Genomic DNA, 16,406 nt, shown 5'->3' with positions numbered 1-16,406 from the left:
CTTCGCTCAGAGGAATTCGGTCCGGCGGGGCGGAGGGTGGATGGTCAGTTTGGCGCGCATGAAGAAGGTGTTGTCGACGTGGCCCGGGTCCGTGATGACGACCTGGCGCAGATGGGGCTGCTCCCCCAGGGGCCTGAGGCTGACGAACGCGGGGCTGTGCAGGGTGAGGTGTTCGAGGGCGGGAAGGCAGTTCCTGATGCCGGTCAGTGTCTCCCGGTCGCCCTGGCCGGACGGCATCACCGTGAGCCGCTCGATGTGCCTGAGCCGGGCCCCGCTGCTGAGCAGCACCCTCAACTGCGGGTAGGAGATGGCCAGTTCGCGCAGGGCCGGTGCCGAGTTCACCTGGGACCACGCGGAGGAGGTGAAAGGCGCCTGTATCCATTCCAGCGAGAGGAAGTGCAGCGCCTTGAACCGGGTCAGCTTCGGCAGGGTGGAGGCCGTGGGACCCACGCGCAGCTGGCGCAGCTCCGCCGCGCGCGGGAGCTGCGCGTAGCCGGGCCAGAGGACCCCCGGCCCCAGGGCCAGGGTGTGCAGCGCGGTACAGGCGTCGAGCGCCGCGAGGCTCTTCAGTCGGGGCAGTTCCTGGAGGGTCAGGGAGGCCAGCGGCAGCCGCGACAGCGGCCCGAGGTCCTGCACCCGGGGACAGTTCTCCAGGGCCAGTACGGTCACTTCGGGAAACCCCGCCAGGAAGTCCGCCGACCGCAGGTGGCGGTTGGAGGTGATCCGGAGTTCCCGCAGCCCGAGGCCCGGCAGGGTGGTGGTGATCTCCTCCTCGGAGAAGTCGCCCTGCAGGGTGACGCGCGGGCAGCCCCCCAGTGCGGCGAACTTCTCCAGCTCCTTCGACGACCTGATGACGACGGGCATGGTGTGCTCCCGGCTGATGATGGGCCGGATCACTTCCTCCCCGTACACGGTGGTGTCGAACTGGTCCCAGTTCTCGAGCAGTTGCCGGTCCGTCGCGGGGAATCCGTTGCGCGCGAAGGTACGCAGCAGAGGCAGCGCCGCGTCACCGCCGATGCGGCAGGCCGTGTGGACGGTCGCGGTGGCCTCGTACTCCTTGAGCCCGGACGGGTCGGGGAGGAGTTCGAGGACGAGGGGGCCCGCCTCGGCCAGGAGTGTCGCCTCCAGCAGGGAGCGGGGTGGCAGCAGCCCGGCCGCGTCGGACTGGACCCGTTCCCGTACGAGGGGATCCAGTTTGGGCGCGTGCTCCAGACAGGCCAGGGCCAGCAGCCGCAGCCGCGCGCGCAGCGGGTCGGAGGCGAGGTCGGCGCGGTCCGCGAGCTGGATGAAGATCTCGGCCCGTTCCGCGGGGCGTGCGTGTGCCACCGCCATCCGCAGGACGTCCTCCCACTGGTCGCGGTGGGCCTGGCTGATGAGCAGCCCGAAGTCGCGCTCGACCACGATCGCGCCGGCGCCCAGGAAGTCCTGGAAGGTGCGGTGCAGGAAGTCGACGACGCCGTCGGCGGGTTCACGCAGCACCCCCGACCGGACGAGCAGATGACGCATGATGTCCTCCGCGCCGCCGACGGCGGCCACCCCGGGCATGGTCGGGAGGATCCGTCTGATCTGCTCGACCGCGTCCTTGCGGGCCATCTCCGAGCGCCCGTTGCGGATCAGCCAGTAGGCGAGATGCTGGAGCAGCTCGACGGCGGTCTCCTCGCCCAGTTCCAGTCCGCCGTTGCCGTAGACGTTGCGTTCCCGGTCCCGGCGCTCCAGGAGCATCGACAGGGCCGCTTCGTAGAGTCCCTTGCGGCCCCGGGGCAGGAATCCTCGGCGTTCGTCGTAGAGCGCGCAGATCAGTCCGCACATCAGGGGGTTGGTGGCGAGGCGTTGGAGGTCACCCTGCATCCGGATGGAGCCGATGAGGGACTCCGCCTGGTCCGGGTCGGCGCCCACCGAGGCGTGCCAGCGGCGCACGAACAACGCGATGTCGATGGGTCGCATGGGGGTGAGGGCGAACTCGGTGAATCCCTCGTGCGCGAGCCAGTCCGCCCGGACGGCGGAGGGGCGCGAGGTGACCAGCCACAGGTTTCCCGGGTAGGCGGCGGTCAGTTCGGTCAGCCAGCCGCGCGCCCGGGCCCGCTCGGGCTCGGGCACCTCGTCGATGCCGTCGACGAGCAGGAGACCGCGGCCCGATTGTAGGACGCGGTCGGCCCAGCCGCTCGGCGCGGTGAGCGGGCAGCTCACCCGGGACAGGAACTCGGCGGGCATGGGGAGTTCGGCGCCATTGCGGGTCAGGGTGCGCAGCGGCAGGACGAAGGGCACCCGGCCGAGGAGGTGGGCGAGCAACGCGGGGAGCTGCTGTTGCCGTGCCGTGGTCACGGCCAGCCACTGGACGAGCGTGGTCTTCCCGGAGCCCGCGGCCCCGCGCAGCAGGACCCTCTCATGGCCGGAGAGCGCCTCCTCGACCGCGCGGGGAAGGGCGTCGATGCCGGCTCCTCCCGCGCCCCAGGTCAGCGCCTCGTACTCGGGGCGTACGGCCTCCAGGCTCAGATACGCGGTGTCGAGCGGCCAGGCTCGCGAACCGCTGCCCACGTCGACGCCGTAGATGGTCACTTCCTGGTGGCGGCGCACCATGTACTCGGCGTACCGGGCCTCGAAGGAGGCGTCGTTGCGCAGATCGCCGGGGACTCGCTCGACGAGCAGATCCACCCTGTCGATCAGATCGGCGAGCATACGGCTGTGTTCCACCTGGGTGCGGGCGGCGAAGCCGGGACGCCGGCTGAAGAAGTGCAGGATGTGGAGACAGGACGTCCTCAGCAACTGGTGGTGGAAATACCGTGCGTCCTCCGAGAGGTGCTGGAGGGCCTGGGGTCCGGTGCTGTCGATCAGCGCTGCCGCGAGGGCGTCGGGGCCCAGTCGGACGGCCTGGACGTCGTCCATGTCCAGGTCCCCGAGGGCATGCAGGGTGCGGGACAGCGCGGTCACGACGGCATTGCGTTCCTCGTCGGCGATCGCGACGTCGTGCGGACCCGCCGCCCGGGACGCCCTGCGCACCAGTTCGTCGGCGAGCCTCAGCAGGTCGGTCTCGTCGAGTGTGCGCCGGTCACCGGTGAAGGACAGCAGTCGGCGGATGCGGACGGGCCGGTCCGCGAACTCGGCGCCCGGGTGGGCCGCCGGTGCCAGCAGGCGCCGTACCACCGGGCCCACCACGGCGGATGTGATCCGCAGACCGATGATCTGTGCGTCCACGTGCAGCCCCCGCCCGCTCCCCCGGATCGCGACGAATCCAGCGTACGGGGGGAGCCGCCACGTCAACAGAGGGCCGATTCAGGGTGGTTGGTGCCGGAGCAGTTCCTTGCGGTGTCACCGCTCCCGTGCGGGCTCGAGGCGGACGATCACGCTCTTCGACGTGGGGGTGTTGCTGATGTCGGCGACGCTGTCGAGGGGGACCAGGACGTTGGTCTCGGGGTAGTAGGCGGCGGCCGATCCCCGGGGGGTCGGGTAGGGGATGACGCGGAAGCCGTCGGCGCGGCGTTCCGAGCCGTCGGTCCAGATGCTGACGAGGTCGACGAGGCTGCCGTCGTCGAGGCCGAGGTCCGTCAGGTCGGCGCGGTTGACCAGGACCACGCGCCGGCCGCCCTTGATGCCCCGGTAGCGGTCGTCCATCGCGTAGGGAATCGTGTTCCACTGGTCGTGCGAGCGCAGGGTCTGCAGGACCAGGTGGCCTTCGGGCGCTCGGAGCATCGTGAAGTCGTTGGCGGTGAAGACGGCCTTCCCGCCGGGGGTGCGGAACACCTTCTCGTTGACCGGGTTGGGCAGGCGGAAGCCTCCCGGGCGCCGTACCCGCTCGTTGAAGTCCTCGAAGCCGTCGACGACCCGGGCGATACGGTCGCGGACGAGGTCGTAGTCGGCTTCGAAGTCCGCCCAGGGGATGTCGGCTTCCGGGTCCGCTCCGGCTTCCAGCGTCTTGCGGGCCAGGCGGCTGATGATGGACACCTCGCTCAGCAGGTGCGGGGACGCGGGGGCGAGGCGGCCGCGGGTCGCGTGGACCTCGCTCATGGAGTCCTCGACCGTCATGAACTGCTCGCCGCCGGCCTGGACGTCGCGGTCGCTGCGGCCGAGCGTGGGCAGGATCAGGGCGGTGCGTCCGCACACGGCGTGGGAGCGGTTGAGCTTCGTCGAGATGTGCGCGGTCAGACGGCAGGAGCGCAGGGCGCGCTCGGTGGCGTCGCTGTCGGGCGACGCCCGGACGAAATTGCCGGCGACGCCGACGAACAGCTTGGCCCGTCCGTCGAGCATGGCCCGGATGGAGTCGACGGAGTCCAGTCCGTGCCTGGTGGGCGCGGTGAAGCGGAACTCCCGTCCCAGCCGGTCCAGGAACGGCTGCGGCATGCGCTCCCAGATGCCCATGGTGCGGTCGCCCTGGACGTTGCTGTGCCCGCGCACGGGGCAGACACCCGCCCCGGGCCGGCCGATGTTGCCGCGCAGGAGCAGGAAGTTCACGACCTCACGGATGGTCGGCACGCCGTGCTTGTGCTGGGTCAGCCCCATCGCCCAGCAGACGATGACGCTGCGGCTGGCCAGCACCCGCTCATGGACCTGCTCGATCTCGTCCCGGGTCAGACCGGTGGCCTCCAGGACCGCGTCCCAGGACGTCTGGCGGATGTGCTCGGCGAAGGTGTCGTATCCGGTGGTGTGCGCCTCGATGAAGTCACGGTCCAGGACCGTGCCGGGCTCCTTGTCCTCCGCCTCGAGCAGGAGCAGGTTCAGGGCCTGGAACAGGGCGAGGTCGCCTCCGGGCCGTATCTGCAGGAACTGGTCGGCGATGTCCGTGCCGCGGCCGATGATCCCGCGCGCCTTCTGCGGGTGCTTGAAGCGCAGCAGTCCGGCCTCGGGCAGCGGGTTGACGGCGACGACACGGCCGCCGCGGCGCTTGGTCTCCTCCAGCGCGGACAGCATGCGCGGGTGGTTGGTACCGGGGTTCTGTCCTACGACGAAGACCAGGTCGCAGTCGTAGAGGTCGTCGAGGCCGACGCTGCCCTTGCCGATGCCCAGGGTCTCCCCCAGGGCCGAGCCGCTGGACTCGTGGCACATGTTGGAGCAGTCCGGCAGGTTGTTGGTGCCGAAGGCCCGCGCGAAGAGCTGGAGCAGGAAGGCCGGCTCGTTCGCCAGCCGCCCGGAGGTGTAGAAGAGGGCCTCGTCCGGGTGGTCCAGTGCGCGCAGCTCCTCGGCGAGCAGGTCCAGGGCCTCGTCCCAGCCGATCGGCTCGTAGTGGGTCGCGCCCTCGCGCAGGACCATCGGCTCGGTCAGCCGGCCCTGCTGGTTGAGCCAGTGGTCGGACCTGCGGCTCAGCTCGTCGACGGAGTGCTGCCGGAAGAAGTCGGCGGTCACCCGCCGGGAGGTGGCCTCGTCTGCGATGTGCTTGGCACCGTTCTCGCAGTACTCGTTGCGGTGCCGCTTGCCCGGCGCGGGCTCCGGCCAGGCGCAGCCCGGGCAGTCGAAGCCCTTGGCCTGGTTGATGCCGAGCAGCGTCAGCGCGGTGCGCTTCGGAGAGGTCTGGCCGAGGGCGTACCGCAGCGCGTGCACGACCGCGGGAGCGCCGGTCGCCCAGGTCTGGGGAGCCGACACCGACAGTTCGGCCTCGTCCGGTTCGTCGAAGTCCCGCATCGCACACCACGCCCTCTCCGTCCAGGGCGGCGGGGGTGCTCACCGGCGTCCGGCGCATCCGGCCAGGAGCGGGGCGACCCGCGCGTCCTCGGACCCGCACGGGCGCGGTCCACCCCGCCCACCGTTCGCGGCACACTCTGCGCCCGTGCGCCGGGGCAGGTCAAAGCGGAAGTTCCGATCGGCTGACAGGCCGCACCGATCAGCGCAGCGTGCCCCGCGCCGCACGGCCGGGAAGGGGGGATCATGTGAGGCGTGCTGCTGCGCCAACTCGAGTACCTCGTCGCCCTCGCCCGGGCCCGCCACTTCGCGAAGGCGGCCCAGGCCTGCTTCGTCTCCCAGCCGACCCTGTCCGAGGGCATCCGCAAGCTGGAGGACGAGCTCGGTATCCCGCTGGTCCAGCGCGGGCGCCGGTTCGACGGCCTCACGCCCGAGGGTGAGCGGGTCGTCCTGTGGGCGCAGCGCATCCTCGCCGACCGCGACGCCATGCACGGCGAGATCCAGGCCCTGCGCGCGGGGCTGAGCGGGCGGCTGCGCATCGGCACCGTGCCGACCGCCTCCACCGCGGTGGCCCTGCTGACCCAGCCGTTCTGCGCCGCGAACCCGCTGGCCACCGTCCAGGTCTTCGCCGACCTCCGGGCCGAGGACATCGTCCACCGGCTCCGGGCGTACGAACTCGACGCCGCCGTGACCTACCACAGTTCCGTGGCCACGCACGACTTCACCTTCGTACCGCTCTACCAGGAGCGCTATGTGCTGCTGACGCAGCGGTCCACGCCCGACTCCCAGCCCGCCAGGATCTCCTGGGCGGAAGCGGCCGGGTACCCGCTGTGCCTGCTGCACCCGATGATGCAGGGCCGGCAGGTCCTCGACGCGGTGTTCGAGACCGTGGGCGTGTCCGTGACGCCCCGGATCGAGACCGACTCGATCGCCGCTCTCTTCGCGCAGGTCGGAACGGGTCAGTGGGCCAGTATCGTGCCGCACGCCTGGCTCCATGTCTTCGGCGTCCCCGCGGGCATGCACGCCGTGCCGCTGATCCACCCCCTGCGCACCGAGCGCATCGGCCTGGTCCTGCCGGCCCGTGAGCCGGTCTCCGTCATCGGGCAGGCGCTGATCGACGCCGTGGCACAGGCGGACATCGCGGCCACCCTCGAACGGGCGCCGCTTCAGGCCGTTCCCCCCACCGGACCGCCGACGCGGCCATGAACGCGTCGGCGGCCTCGGCAGGCGTCACCGTCTCCTATCCGTCGATGTCGAGCGCCGTGCCGTACAGCCGGTCCACCTTCAGCCGTACGACCACCCTGCGCTCGGCGACCAGCTGCTCCAGGAACGCGGCTTCGTCCTCGGGCCTCGGCCTGGCGGACCGCGGGATCATCCCGAGCAGTTCTCGTCCGACCGCGTCGCCGGGAACCGTCGTGCGCTCGGAGACCTCGGCCTCGCCTTCCGCGACGGCGAACGACCACACATCACCGCCCGGCACATGCAGCGCCGCACGAGGATTGCGTCGCAGGTGCCCCACTTTGACCCGGTCAGCCGTCGTCGAGAACCGCGCGATGCGGGCTTCGGCGTCCCAGCTGTACACCATGGTGGTGAGATGGGGATGGCCGCTGCGCCTGACGGAGGCGAGCGTGCCGAACCGCTGTCGGCCGAGCAGGTCGGAGAGGGCTTCGTCGGACAGGGCGCGGGGCGCTGGTCGCTCAGTCATGAAGTGACCAACGCCCTTGGCCGTCCGGTCATTTCATCGAGTGTTCGGTTCAGAGCTTGACGGCGGCCGAGCAGTTCCCGATCCCCGTCCGGCAGATACGGACGGACCACAGCGAGCGGGCTCCCGTCACGTACTGATCGCTGGAGGTACAGACCATGTCGCCGTACCACCGCCAACTGGTGTCGTCCGTGTCCTTCACCTGGAAGCGTGCGCAGTGCCCGTCGGTGAGCGGGTCATGGGCGTGGAGCGACCAGTCGCCGTTCCCGACATAGGTGACCGTGCCTGCGGCTCCGGTGGTGCTCAGGGTGTACGTCAGCGCCTGGGCGGGAACGGCCCAGAAGCCGACGAGGGCGGTGGCGGCCGATACGGCTACCACGGCCAGCCTCTGCGTTCTGTGTGTCACTGTGCATCCCCTTCCATGGTCATGCCGGTTGACGGCCGCTCAGGGGCAGGAGGCGGTTCCCTGGTCGAGGACGTGCGCGTCCGCGTTGTCCCCGACCTTCACCCAGAGCGCCGCCTTGCCCCGCCGGTCATAGGTGCGCGTGAAGTCGGACTGCCCGGTGCGGACGAACTTGACCTTGTAGCACCAGCCGGCGTCCACACGGAAGGCGTCCCAGTCCTGGCTGTACGGCGTGTGGCCGCCTCGCGCCGTGAGGTTCATGGTCTTCTGACTCACCCCGTCGGACGCGCACTTCGGCTCGGTGGCCGTGGAGTCGCCCGTGCTGTCGCCGCCCCGGCACCAGTTGAAGACGGCCGTGACCCCGTAGGCGCTGTCGTTCACCGTCGTCGAGCACAGGCCGAGCGTGCAGCCCGTGCCCGCCTGCGCGCTCGGTGCCGCCCCCAGGACGGCGGCGGCGCCGAGCGCGCCGACGACGATGACCGACCGGACCCGCCCGGTGCCGAACCGCTGGGCCATCAGCTCTTTCACGTGCATGTTCTTGCCTTCCCTGACCGGTGGCGACCACCCGGGACGCGACCGTCCGTGCTTGGTGACGCCACGCTGAACCATCGACCTTGCGCAAACCTTGCCGCACAGGCCGGGCCTGCCGCTGGAGCGTCCCGGGCCGGGTACGCCCCCGCCCGGTTCGGGCTCGCTCAGCGCGGGGACGCCGGCATCAACGGTCCACGGGCGGTGAGCCCTGGGCACGCGTCAGGCGGATCATGTTCCAGGAGAGGGGCTCGAGTGCGGCGCGCAGGACTCCGCCGGTGACGGTGGTGCCGGTGGCGGTGTGGGGGGTGACGCGGTCAGGCCGGTCCGCCGTGTTGGTGGCCTCCGGGTCGGCGTCGGCCAGGACCAGGTGTTCTGCCAGGGCCACGGCCCCGACGCCACGCAGGTCGATTTCCAGCGGCAGGGCCCCCGTCCGGTCACGGTTGACGGCGAAGACGGTGACATCGCCGGTCTCGTCGTCGATGACGGCGGTGGCGTGCAGCAGCGGCACCTCGCCGAATCGGGACGTGGTGTACGTGGGGCTGTCCACCTCGACGCGCAGTACTCGCCCCCGTCCGTACCGGGACGCCTGGGCGAAGGGGAAGAACGTGGTCTGGCGCCAGGCCGGGCCGCCCGGCTCGGTCATGATCGGCGCGATCACGTTGACGAGTTGGGCGAGCGAAGCGGCCGTGACCCGGTCGGCGTGCCGCAGCAGGGCAATGAGCAGGGAGCCGAAGACCACCGCGTCGGTGACGGTGTAGACGTCTTCCAGCAGGCGTGGCGCCGTCTGCCAGTCCTGGACCGGGTGCGGGTTGGGCCGCTTCTGGTACCAGACGTTCCACTCGTCGAAGGAGAGGTTGATCCGCTTCCTCGACTTCAGGCGTGCCCCGACGTGATCGCAGGTGGCCACGATGGCCTCGATGAAATGCTCCAGGTCGACGCCGGAGGCCAGGAACGAGTCGCGGTCGCCGTCGATCTCCTCGTAGTAGGCGTGCAGTGAGATGTGGTCGACCTCGTCGTAGGTGGCCTCCAGAACGGTCGCCTCCCATGCCGCGAACGTCTCCATGCCGGAACTGGAACTGCCGCAGACGACCAGTTCGAGACCGGGATCGACCATGCGCAGGGCGCGGGCGGTCACGGCGGCGAGCCTGCCGTACTCCTCCGCCGTCTTGTGGCCGATCTGCCAGAGGCCGTCCATCTCGTTGCCCAGGCACCACATCCGGATGCCGTACGGTTCCTTGTCGCCGTGTCGGGCGCGGAGGTCCGACAGTTCGGTGCCGCCCGGATGGTTGGCGTACTCCAGCAGCCGCACGGCGTCCTCCACTCCGCGGGTGCCGAGGTTGACGGCCATCATGGGCTCGATTCCGGTCTCGCCGCAGAAGGTCATGAACTCGCTGAGGCCGAACTCGTTGGTCTCGGTGGTCTTCCAGGCCAGGTCGAGGCGGGTCGGCCGCTCCTCGCGCGGCCCCACGGAGTCCTCCCAGCGATAGCCGGAGACGAAGTTGCCGCCCGGGTAACGGACCGTGGTGACGCCCAGCTCCCGGACCAGCGCCAGGACGTCCTGCCGCAGGCCGGAGGCGTCGGCCGACGGATGGCCGGGTTCGTGGAGGCCGGTGTAGACGCAGCGGCCGAGATGTTCGACGAACGATCCGAACATACGGGGATGCACCGGACCGATACCGAAGGCCGAGTCGAGGGCGATGCGAGCGACCGGGCGGGGTTGGACTGACATGTCTGCCTTTCAGTGGCTACTTGGCTACGGGGACTGCTGCTCGACGCGAGAGAGAGGAAGGGAGAGAGGGAGGGCGGGAGGGCGGGCGTCAGAGGCCGAGCGCGCAGACGACCGACGGGGTGACGACCGCCGGGCCGGCCTGTTCCAGCGCTCCGGTGTCGAGGACGCGCAGCGCGACGAGGGTCCCACCGTGCTGGTTGGCCACGAGGAGGTGGCCGCCGGCCATGGCCAGGCCGCGTGGCCAGGCGCCCGCGCTGGGGACTTCGCCGATCGGCTGGAGGGCGGAGCCGGTGACCCGGAACGCGGCGACGGTGTCGGCTCCACGGTTGGTCACCCAGACGAACCTCCCGCACGCAGAGGCGATGATGCCACCGGGCAGGTTGGCGAGGTCCCGGGCCGTGGTGGCGGGGGTGGTGGAAAGCTCGGTCAGCGTGCCCGTGGCGGTGTCGTATCGGTGGCATGTGACGGTCGAGGACAGCTCGTCCGCGCTCCACACCAGATCGCCGCCGGGCGCGAAGGCCAGATGGCGGGGACCCGATCCCGCACGCATCGTGTTGACGGCCACCTGGTCCAGGGTTCCCGCGGCGGTGTCGAGGCGGTAGACGAACACCTTGTCCGCGCCCAGGTCGGTGGCCAGGACGAACCGCCCCGCCGGGTCGAGGAGCACCTGGTGGGCGTGGCTGCCGTCCTGTCGTCCGGTGACCGGGCCGGACCCCTCGTGGACGACGACGTCGGTCAGTTCGCCGACGCTCCCGTCCGCGTCGAGCCGGTGAACGGCCACGCTGCCGGGTGCCGTGTCACTGCCGTAGTTGGCGGTCAGCAGCCAGTTCCCGTCCCGATGGACCGTGAGATGGCAGGGGTTGGCGCCGCCGGTGCCGACCGCGGGTCCCAGCCGGGCCGGGGCGCGGCCGCGGTGGACGGCGACGGCACTGACGGCTCCGGTCTCCTGCTCGGTCGTGCTGTAGACCAGGTCCCGGGAAGGGTGCGCCGCGAGGAAGGAGGCCCCGCTCACGGGCAGCGGCGACAGCCGGGGTTGCTCCGTCAGCGCCCCGGAGGAGGGGTCCAGACGCAGGAGCGCGAGCCCGACTCCGGAGCCACCGGTGTCGGGGGTGTACGAGCCGGTGAGGACGTGGACGTCGTGGGGGTGGGTACGGCCGGGCATGAGGGTCCTTCGGTGGGACGGGTGGTGGGGATCGGCGGGCTCAGCGGACCACGTCGTCGTGGTGGTCCAGCAGCGTCAGTTCCTCACGCCGGGGCAGTCCCTCCCAGTCGCCGGTGGTGCTCACCGCGAAGGCGCCGAGCAGGGCGGCCGTGGCGAGTCGTCGGGTCGGTGGTTCGCCCGCGAGGAGTTCGGCCAGGTACCCGGCGGCGAACGCGTCGCCCGCGCCGACCGGGTCGTGCACCTGGACGGGGACGGCCGGTTGCCGGTAGGTCTCCCCTTCCAGCAGGGCGAACGCTCCGTCGGCGCCGAGTTTGATCACGGCTCCGCCGGGCCCCAGGTCGCAGATGCGCTGGGCGAGTTCCGCCGGGTCGTGGCTGCTGCCGGGGACCATCAGCCGGGCCTCGTGCACTCCCGCGAACACCAGGTCGCTCATGCCCAGCAAGGGCAGCAGGGTCTGCCGGGCCTCCTCCTCGCTCCACAGCAGGGAGCGGAAGTTGATGTCCAGGGAGATCCGCACGCCCGCGGCGGCGGCGATGTCCACGGCCCTGCGCACGGCGGCCGCCGGGCCGGCCCCGAGAGCCGGTGTGATGCCGGTGATGTGCAGCGCCGCCGCCTTTGCGACGACGTCCTCGGGGATGTCCTGTGCGGTCAGCCGCGAACCGGCGGTGTTCGTGCGGTAGTAACGGGTGCGGCCGTGCGTGGCGGTGCGCCGCTCCCTCAGCAGGAAGGAGGTGGGCGCCGGGTCCCGGGCGGCGAGGGCGGTCACGCCTTCGGCCCGCAGTTCACGCAGGGTGAGTTCACCGAGTTCGTCGTCGCCGACCCGTCCGATCCAGACGGCGGATCCACCGAGCCGGCTGACGCCGACCGCGACGTTCGACTCCGCTCCGGCAAGCCCGAGGCGCATCCGGGTGCCCAGGGCGAGGGGACCCGGATCCGGTGCCGCCAGGACGGCGAGGACCTCGCCCACGGTCACGAGATAGCGTCCGCGCTCCGGGCCGTTCACCGGCCGGCCCTCCTGGCGGGCGTGCCGGGCCGGACGGCCTCCAGCAGCGTACGGGCCCGTTCGGTGAGGGCGTCCAGGGATTCCCGGGTCGGATCACGGTCCGCGCCGCCCAGCAGGGGTGAGCCGATGCCCACCGCCACGGCTCCGGCGCCGATGTAGTCCGCTGCCCGGGTGATGTCGACTCCACCGACGGCCATCAGCGGCACCTGTGGCAGCGGGGCGAGCAACTGCCGCAGATGGGCGGTGCCACCGGTGGAGGCGGGGAAGAGCTTCACCGCGGCGGCGCCCGCGTGCCAGGCGGTCGACACCTCGGTCGGGGTCCAGGCGCCCGGGTAGCAGGGGGTGCCACCTGCCGCGGTGGCACGTACGACGTCCGTGTCCACAACGGGGGCCACCAGGAACTCGGCTCCGGCGGCGAGCGCGTCCCGAGCCTGTGCGGTGGTGACCACGCTTCCCGCGCCGACGGCCACGTCGGGGCCGAGATCGTCCCGGACGGCGGCGATCGCGTCCAGCGCGCCCTCGGTGGTGAGGGTGATCTCCAGACAGGTGACGCCACCGGCCGCGAGTGCCCGGGCCGCCGCGGGCAGACCGGAGGCGTCGGCCGACCGGAGAATGGCCATGACCCTGGTGCGGGCCAGTTGCGGGGTCAGGGCGGGGCGGTCCGTCATGACGCCGCCCTTCCGGCCGGAACTCCGGCGGTCGTGTGGCGGTGGGGAAGCACGATCACTCCTTGGTCGGGGACGAACGATGCGGAAGGGAGGCTGCCCGCCGGGTCCGGACGCCATCCGGCCGGTCCGCGTGCTCCGGTCACTTGAGGCCGGAGGTGGAGACACCTGCGACGAAGCCGCGCTGCAGGATCAGGAAGAGCACCAGTACGGGCACGATGTACATCACGGTGCCCGCCGCCACGAGGTTGTTCAGCGGATCGCCGTGCTGGGTCATGTAGCCCTTGGCGAGCCTGACCGCGAGGGTGGTGTGGTCGTCGTCCAGCAGCAGGGCGGGTGCGATCCAGTCGCCCCACGTCCAACTGAACGACAGGATCAGGCTGGTGGCGATGACGGGCCAGGACTGCGGCAGGAAGATCCTCCAGAAGACACGGATCTGCCCGCAGCCGTCGACGATCGCCGCCTCCTCCAGTTCCTTCGGCAGGTTGGTGAAGAACTGGCGGAACAGGAAGATCAGATAGGGCGCCCCGCACAGCCCCCAGAGCACCCACGGCACGTAGGTGTTCAGCAGGTTGACCTTGGCGAACAGCAGATACGTGGGGACGAGGGTGATGATCTGCGGCAGCATCATCGTGGACAGCAGCACACCGAAGATCACCCGCTTGCCCGGCGCTTCCAGCCGGGCGAAGCCGTACCCCGCCCACGCCGAGGCCAGTGTCACCAGCAGCGCGTAGGTCACCGACAGCGTCAGGGAGTTGCGGGCGTAGGCCAGGAAGGGCCAGAGATCCAGGGCCTGTTTGAAGTTGCCCAGGCTCGGCTCGTGCGGCCACCAGTGGATGGGGATCGCCGAGAGCTCCGCCGGCGCCTTGAGCGCGGTGATCAGGAGCCAGCCGAACGGGCTGAGGAAGAGAACGACGACGGCGACCAGGAGCATGTAGAGCGCGCTGCGCCGGGAGAGCACCATCACTTGCCTCCCAGGGTGCGGGGCGAGTTCTTGGCGCCTTCGGGCTCCACGGAGTAGAAGACCACTCCCCGGCTCAGCCTGAAGACGAGGAAGGTGAGGAGCATGATGAGGGCGAAGAGCACCCACAGAAGCGCCGAGGCGTAGCCGTAACGGCCGTCCGCGAAATACTCGGTGAGGACGTGGATCATGAACAGGTAGTTGTGCTGGGGGACGGACGCCATGCCCTGGGGGCTGGCGTCGAGCGAGATGAACAGCGGCGCGAAGCTCTGCAGCGCGGCGATGATCCCGGTGACGACCTGGAAGAACAGCACCGGGGAGAGCAGGGGCACGGTGATCCGGGTGAAGGACTGCCAGGCGCCGGCCCCGTCGATCCTCGCCGCCTCGTGCACTTCCCGCGGGATGTCCTGGAGTCCCGCCAGCGAGATGATCATGATGTTGCCGACCCCCCAGGTCGTCAGCACGATCAGCACCCAGCGGGCGTTGGGGTCCGTCAGCCAGGACACGCCGTTGACGCCGAGGAGGTCCAGCAGTCCGTTGGCCGCCCCCGAGTCACGGTCGAAGATCAGCTTGAAGGTGAGGCCGGCGCCCACCGGCGGCATCACGGCCGGCAGGTACAGCAGCGTGCGGAACAGGCCGCGGGCCCGGATCGGCTGGTTCACCAGAACGGCGAGGAGGAGTCCCGCCGCGATCGTCAGGGGAACCGTGAGCAGGGCGAACAGCCCGGTACGCGCGAGGGAGTCCAGTGTCTGCTGGTCGGTGAGGATCTCCCGGTAGTTGTCCAGGCCGACGAAGCGGGGATGGGGGGAGAGCCCGTCGGAGTTGGTGAAGCTCAGCCACAGCGCGTACCCGAGGGGGAACGCCGTCAGCGTCAGGAAGCCCAGCACCCAGGGTGTGGTGAACAGATAGAAGGCGGCGACCCGGCGGGTGCGCAGCGAGTGGGGCCGGCCGGCCCGTCCGCCGGTCGCGCGGCCCGCCGCCCCGGGGGCGGCGTGGGCGGGCGACGGGGCGGCGGGACCGGCGAGCTGACCGGTGCTGCTCATCCCAGAACCTTCTTGCCGTTGGCGATCTTGGCGTTCATGAGGGAGTTGAACTGGTCGGCCACCTTGCCCGCGGAGGTGCCGGACTTGACCGCCTGCGGCAGCACCTGCGTGATCACCGCTTCCAGGGCGGCCAGCTGGACGTAGGGGCTGAAGGTGAGAACGGAGAAATGGTCGAGTTCGCTCTGCTGGGTCTCGAACGCCTGCTTCTGGAAGGCGTTGCCCTGCGGCATCAGCGAGCGCAGCGACTGCAGCGTGGGGATGCCCCAGCCGCTGCCGGCGCGGTCCTTGGCGGGCTGACCGCCGAAGTACCACTCGAAGAACTTCCAGGCGGCGTCCTTGTTCTTGGCGTTCTTGGGGATCCAGTAGCCGGTGGCACCGAAACAGGGGCTGACACGCTGGGCGCCCATCTGGGGCGCGGGCGCGAAGCGGGAGACCTCGGCGACCTTGGCGTCGGTCGAGATCTGTCCGCCGAACCAGTAGCCGTCACAGGCCATCGCCATGCGGCCCGCCAGGTAGGTGGGGCCGTCCCAGCCGTCCGGGTTGGGGTTGGTCACGTTGGGGCCGATGTCGGCCTTGGTGTACGCCATCAGCCACTTCAGCGCCTTGAGCGCCTCGGGTGAGGAGAAGTCGACCGAGGCGAGGTCCTCGGCGAACAGGCTGCCGCCGGCCGAGGCGGTGGCACCCATCAGCTGGGAGAAGTTGTTGAGCCCGGTGGCGTTCAGGCCGTACACCTTGACCTTGCCCAGACGGCGCTTGACCAGCTGCTCGCCGAGGTCGAGCCACGCGTCGTAGGAGAGCGGCTCGGTGGCGCTGGGGTGGTCGAGCTTGGCGGCGTCGAAGAGGTCGGTGCGATACCAGAACATCTGGTCCTGCGAGTAGTCCTTCGCCATGCCGTAGCGCGGGCCCGCGCCCTGCTTCTTGCCGTCGAAGCACCAGAGGTCGTTGACCGGGTCGAGGTCGGAGACCTGGAGCACCGTGCTCTTGGCGAAGTACGGATCCAGGTCGGTCATGAGCCCGCGGGCCGCGAAGTACGGGGTCTCCATCGCGCCCAGGCCGCGTACGACGTCCGGCGGGTTCTTGGCGGCCAGCATGGCGTTGAGCTTGGTGTCGTCGGAGCTGAGGAAGGTGATCTTCACGCCCAGCGCCTTCTCGGCGGCCTTGATGGTCTTCGCGTCCATCTCGTTGTCCGCCGACATGATGGTGAGGGTCGACGTGGAACCCTTCCCGCCGCTGGAGCCGCCGCTGACCGAGGTGGCACAGGCGGACAGCGCGCTCGCGCCGAGCGCGGCGCCGGCGGAGACGGCGAGGAAACGGCGTCGGTCGAGGGACGTCGTCGTGAACTTGGGCATGGTCATGGGCCTTTCGTGCAGGTCGTTCGGCACGTGTGGACAGGGCGGGGTGATCCCGCGGGGAGACGGTGGGTCCGGAAAGGGGAGGGCGGGCCCGCGGGGAACGAAACGGGCCGCCGCGCGATGGCCCGGCCTCGTCGGTACGGACGGGCGGTACGTGAGGGCGGTACGGAAGGGCGGTACGGAAGGGCGGTACGGCGGTACGGACGGGCGGGAGAGCCCCGGTCCGGACCGCGAGCCCGTCCGCGTTC

At 70.7% G+C, this 16,406-nt stretch carries 13 protein-coding genes; 1 reads left to right on the top strand and 12 read right to left on the bottom strand.

The window, feature by feature from the left end; all coding sequences use genetic code 11:
* Positions 1–6 precede the first annotated feature (6 nt).
* Complete coding sequence (locus ACYQ8Q_RS43015) at positions 7–3,192, bottom strand: NACHT domain-containing protein (protein ID WP_460072646.1); 3,186 nt, start codon at positions 3,190–3,192, stop codon at positions 7–9.
* A 114-nt stretch (positions 3,193–3,306) separates the two neighbouring features.
* Entirely contained in the window at positions 3,307–5,610 is a 2,304-nt protein-coding gene (locus ACYQ8Q_RS43010) for an FdhF/YdeP family oxidoreductase (protein ID WP_460072644.1), read from the bottom strand.
* A 252-nt stretch (positions 5,611–5,862) separates the two neighbouring features.
* On the opposite strand from ACYQ8Q_RS43010, the gene ACYQ8Q_RS43005 reads away from it, so the two are divergent.
* Positions 5,863–6,813 carry a LysR family transcriptional regulator gene (locus ACYQ8Q_RS43005; RefSeq protein ID WP_460072642.1) on the top strand — a complete coding sequence of 317 codons (951 nt, stop codon included), beginning with the start codon at positions 5,863–5,865 and terminating at the stop codon, positions 6,811–6,813.
* Positions 6,814–6,847: 34 nt separating this feature from the next.
* Here ACYQ8Q_RS43005 and ACYQ8Q_RS43000 read toward each other — a convergent pair whose 3' ends face one another.
* From ACYQ8Q_RS43000 to ACYQ8Q_RS42955, 10 genes are all read right to left on the bottom strand, one after another.
* Positions 6,848–7,312: a TIGR03618 family F420-dependent PPOX class oxidoreductase gene (locus ACYQ8Q_RS43000; RefSeq protein WP_460072640.1), complete on the bottom strand. Its 465-nt coding sequence runs from the start codon at positions 7,310–7,312 to the stop codon at positions 6,848–6,850.
* Between the two features lie 49 nt (positions 7,313–7,361).
* Complete coding sequence (locus tag ACYQ8Q_RS42995; protein ID WP_460072638.1) at positions 7,362–7,715, bottom strand: hypothetical protein; 354 nt, start codon at positions 7,713–7,715, stop codon at positions 7,362–7,364.
* 39 nt (positions 7,716–7,754) lie between these two features.
* Entirely contained in the window at positions 7,755–8,246 is a 492-nt protein-coding gene (locus ACYQ8Q_RS42990) for a hypothetical protein (protein WP_460072637.1), read from the bottom strand.
* 181 nt (positions 8,247–8,427) lie between these two features.
* A complete protein-coding gene (gene arfA, locus ACYQ8Q_RS42985) occupies positions 8,428–9,972 on the bottom strand; it encodes an arabinosylfuranosidase ArfA (RefSeq protein ID WP_460072635.1) in 1,545 nt (514 codons plus the stop codon).
* Between the two features lie 88 nt (positions 9,973–10,060).
* Complete coding sequence (locus ACYQ8Q_RS42980; RefSeq protein WP_460072634.1) at positions 10,061–11,134, bottom strand: lactonase family protein; 1,074 nt, start codon at positions 11,132–11,134, stop codon at positions 10,061–10,063.
* A 40-nt stretch (positions 11,135–11,174) separates the two neighbouring features.
* Positions 11,175–12,137 (bottom strand): sugar kinase, encoded by a 963-nt coding sequence (locus ACYQ8Q_RS42975; protein WP_460072633.1) that lies wholly within the window; start codon positions 12,135–12,137, stop codon positions 11,175–11,177.
* Complete coding sequence (locus ACYQ8Q_RS42970) at positions 12,134–12,805, bottom strand: bifunctional 4-hydroxy-2-oxoglutarate aldolase/2-dehydro-3-deoxy-phosphogluconate aldolase (RefSeq protein WP_460072632.1); 672 nt, start codon at positions 12,803–12,805, stop codon at positions 12,134–12,136. Before ACYQ8Q_RS42970 ends, ACYQ8Q_RS42975 begins: the two co-directional genes overlap by 4 nt.
* 139 nt (positions 12,806–12,944) lie before the next feature.
* Complete coding sequence (locus tag ACYQ8Q_RS42965; RefSeq protein WP_460072630.1) at positions 12,945–13,766, bottom strand: carbohydrate ABC transporter permease; 822 nt, start codon at positions 13,764–13,766, stop codon at positions 12,945–12,947.
* Complete coding sequence (locus tag ACYQ8Q_RS42960) at positions 13,766–14,806, bottom strand: carbohydrate ABC transporter permease (protein ID WP_460072628.1); 1,041 nt, start codon at positions 14,804–14,806, stop codon at positions 13,766–13,768. The genes ACYQ8Q_RS42965 and ACYQ8Q_RS42960 overlap by 1 nt, the downstream gene beginning before the upstream one ends.
* Complete coding sequence (locus tag ACYQ8Q_RS42955) at positions 14,803–16,161, bottom strand: extracellular solute-binding protein (RefSeq protein WP_460072626.1); 1,359 nt, start codon at positions 16,159–16,161, stop codon at positions 14,803–14,805. Before ACYQ8Q_RS42955 ends, ACYQ8Q_RS42960 begins: the two co-directional genes overlap by 4 nt.
* Positions 16,162–16,406: the final 245 nt, after the last annotated feature.

This window comes from Streptomyces sp. YKOK-I1 (assembly GCF_054660435.1).
Note: the sequence above shows the minus strand (reverse complement) of the source record. Positions and strands in the feature narration are given on the sequence as shown.

Bases quoted from the DNA above. Each gene is read 5' to 3' on its own strand.
- ACYQ8Q_RS43010 (WP_460072644.1), bottom strand. From the start codon at position 5,610: ATGCGGGACTTCGACGAACCGGACGAGGCCGAACTGTCGGTGTCGGCT.
- ACYQ8Q_RS43000 (WP_460072640.1), bottom strand. From the start codon at position 7,312: ATGACTGAGCGACCAGCGCCCCGCGCCCTGTCCGACGAAGCCCTCTCC.
- ACYQ8Q_RS42990 (WP_460072637.1), bottom strand. From the start codon at position 8,246: ATGCACGTGAAAGAGCTGATGGCCCAGCGGTTCGGCACCGGGCGGGTC.
- arfA (WP_460072635.1), bottom strand. From the start codon at position 9,972: ATGTCAGTCCAACCCCGCCCGGTCGCTCGCATCGCCCTCGACTCGGCC.
- ACYQ8Q_RS42980 (WP_460072634.1), bottom strand. From the start codon at position 11,134: ATGCCCGGCCGTACCCACCCCCACGACGTCCACGTCCTCACCGGCTCG.
- ACYQ8Q_RS42970 (WP_460072632.1), bottom strand. From the start codon at position 12,805: ATGACGGACCGCCCCGCCCTGACCCCGCAACTGGCCCGCACCAGGGTC.
- ACYQ8Q_RS42965 (WP_460072630.1), bottom strand. From the start codon at position 13,766: ATGGTGCTCTCCCGGCGCAGCGCGCTCTACATGCTCCTGGTCGCCGTC.
- ACYQ8Q_RS42960 (WP_460072628.1), bottom strand. From the start codon at position 14,806: ATGAGCAGCACCGGTCAGCTCGCCGGTCCCGCCGCCCCGTCGCCCGCC.
- ACYQ8Q_RS42955 (WP_460072626.1), bottom strand. From the start codon at position 16,161: ATGACCATGCCCAAGTTCACGACGACGTCCCTCGACCGACGCCGTTTC.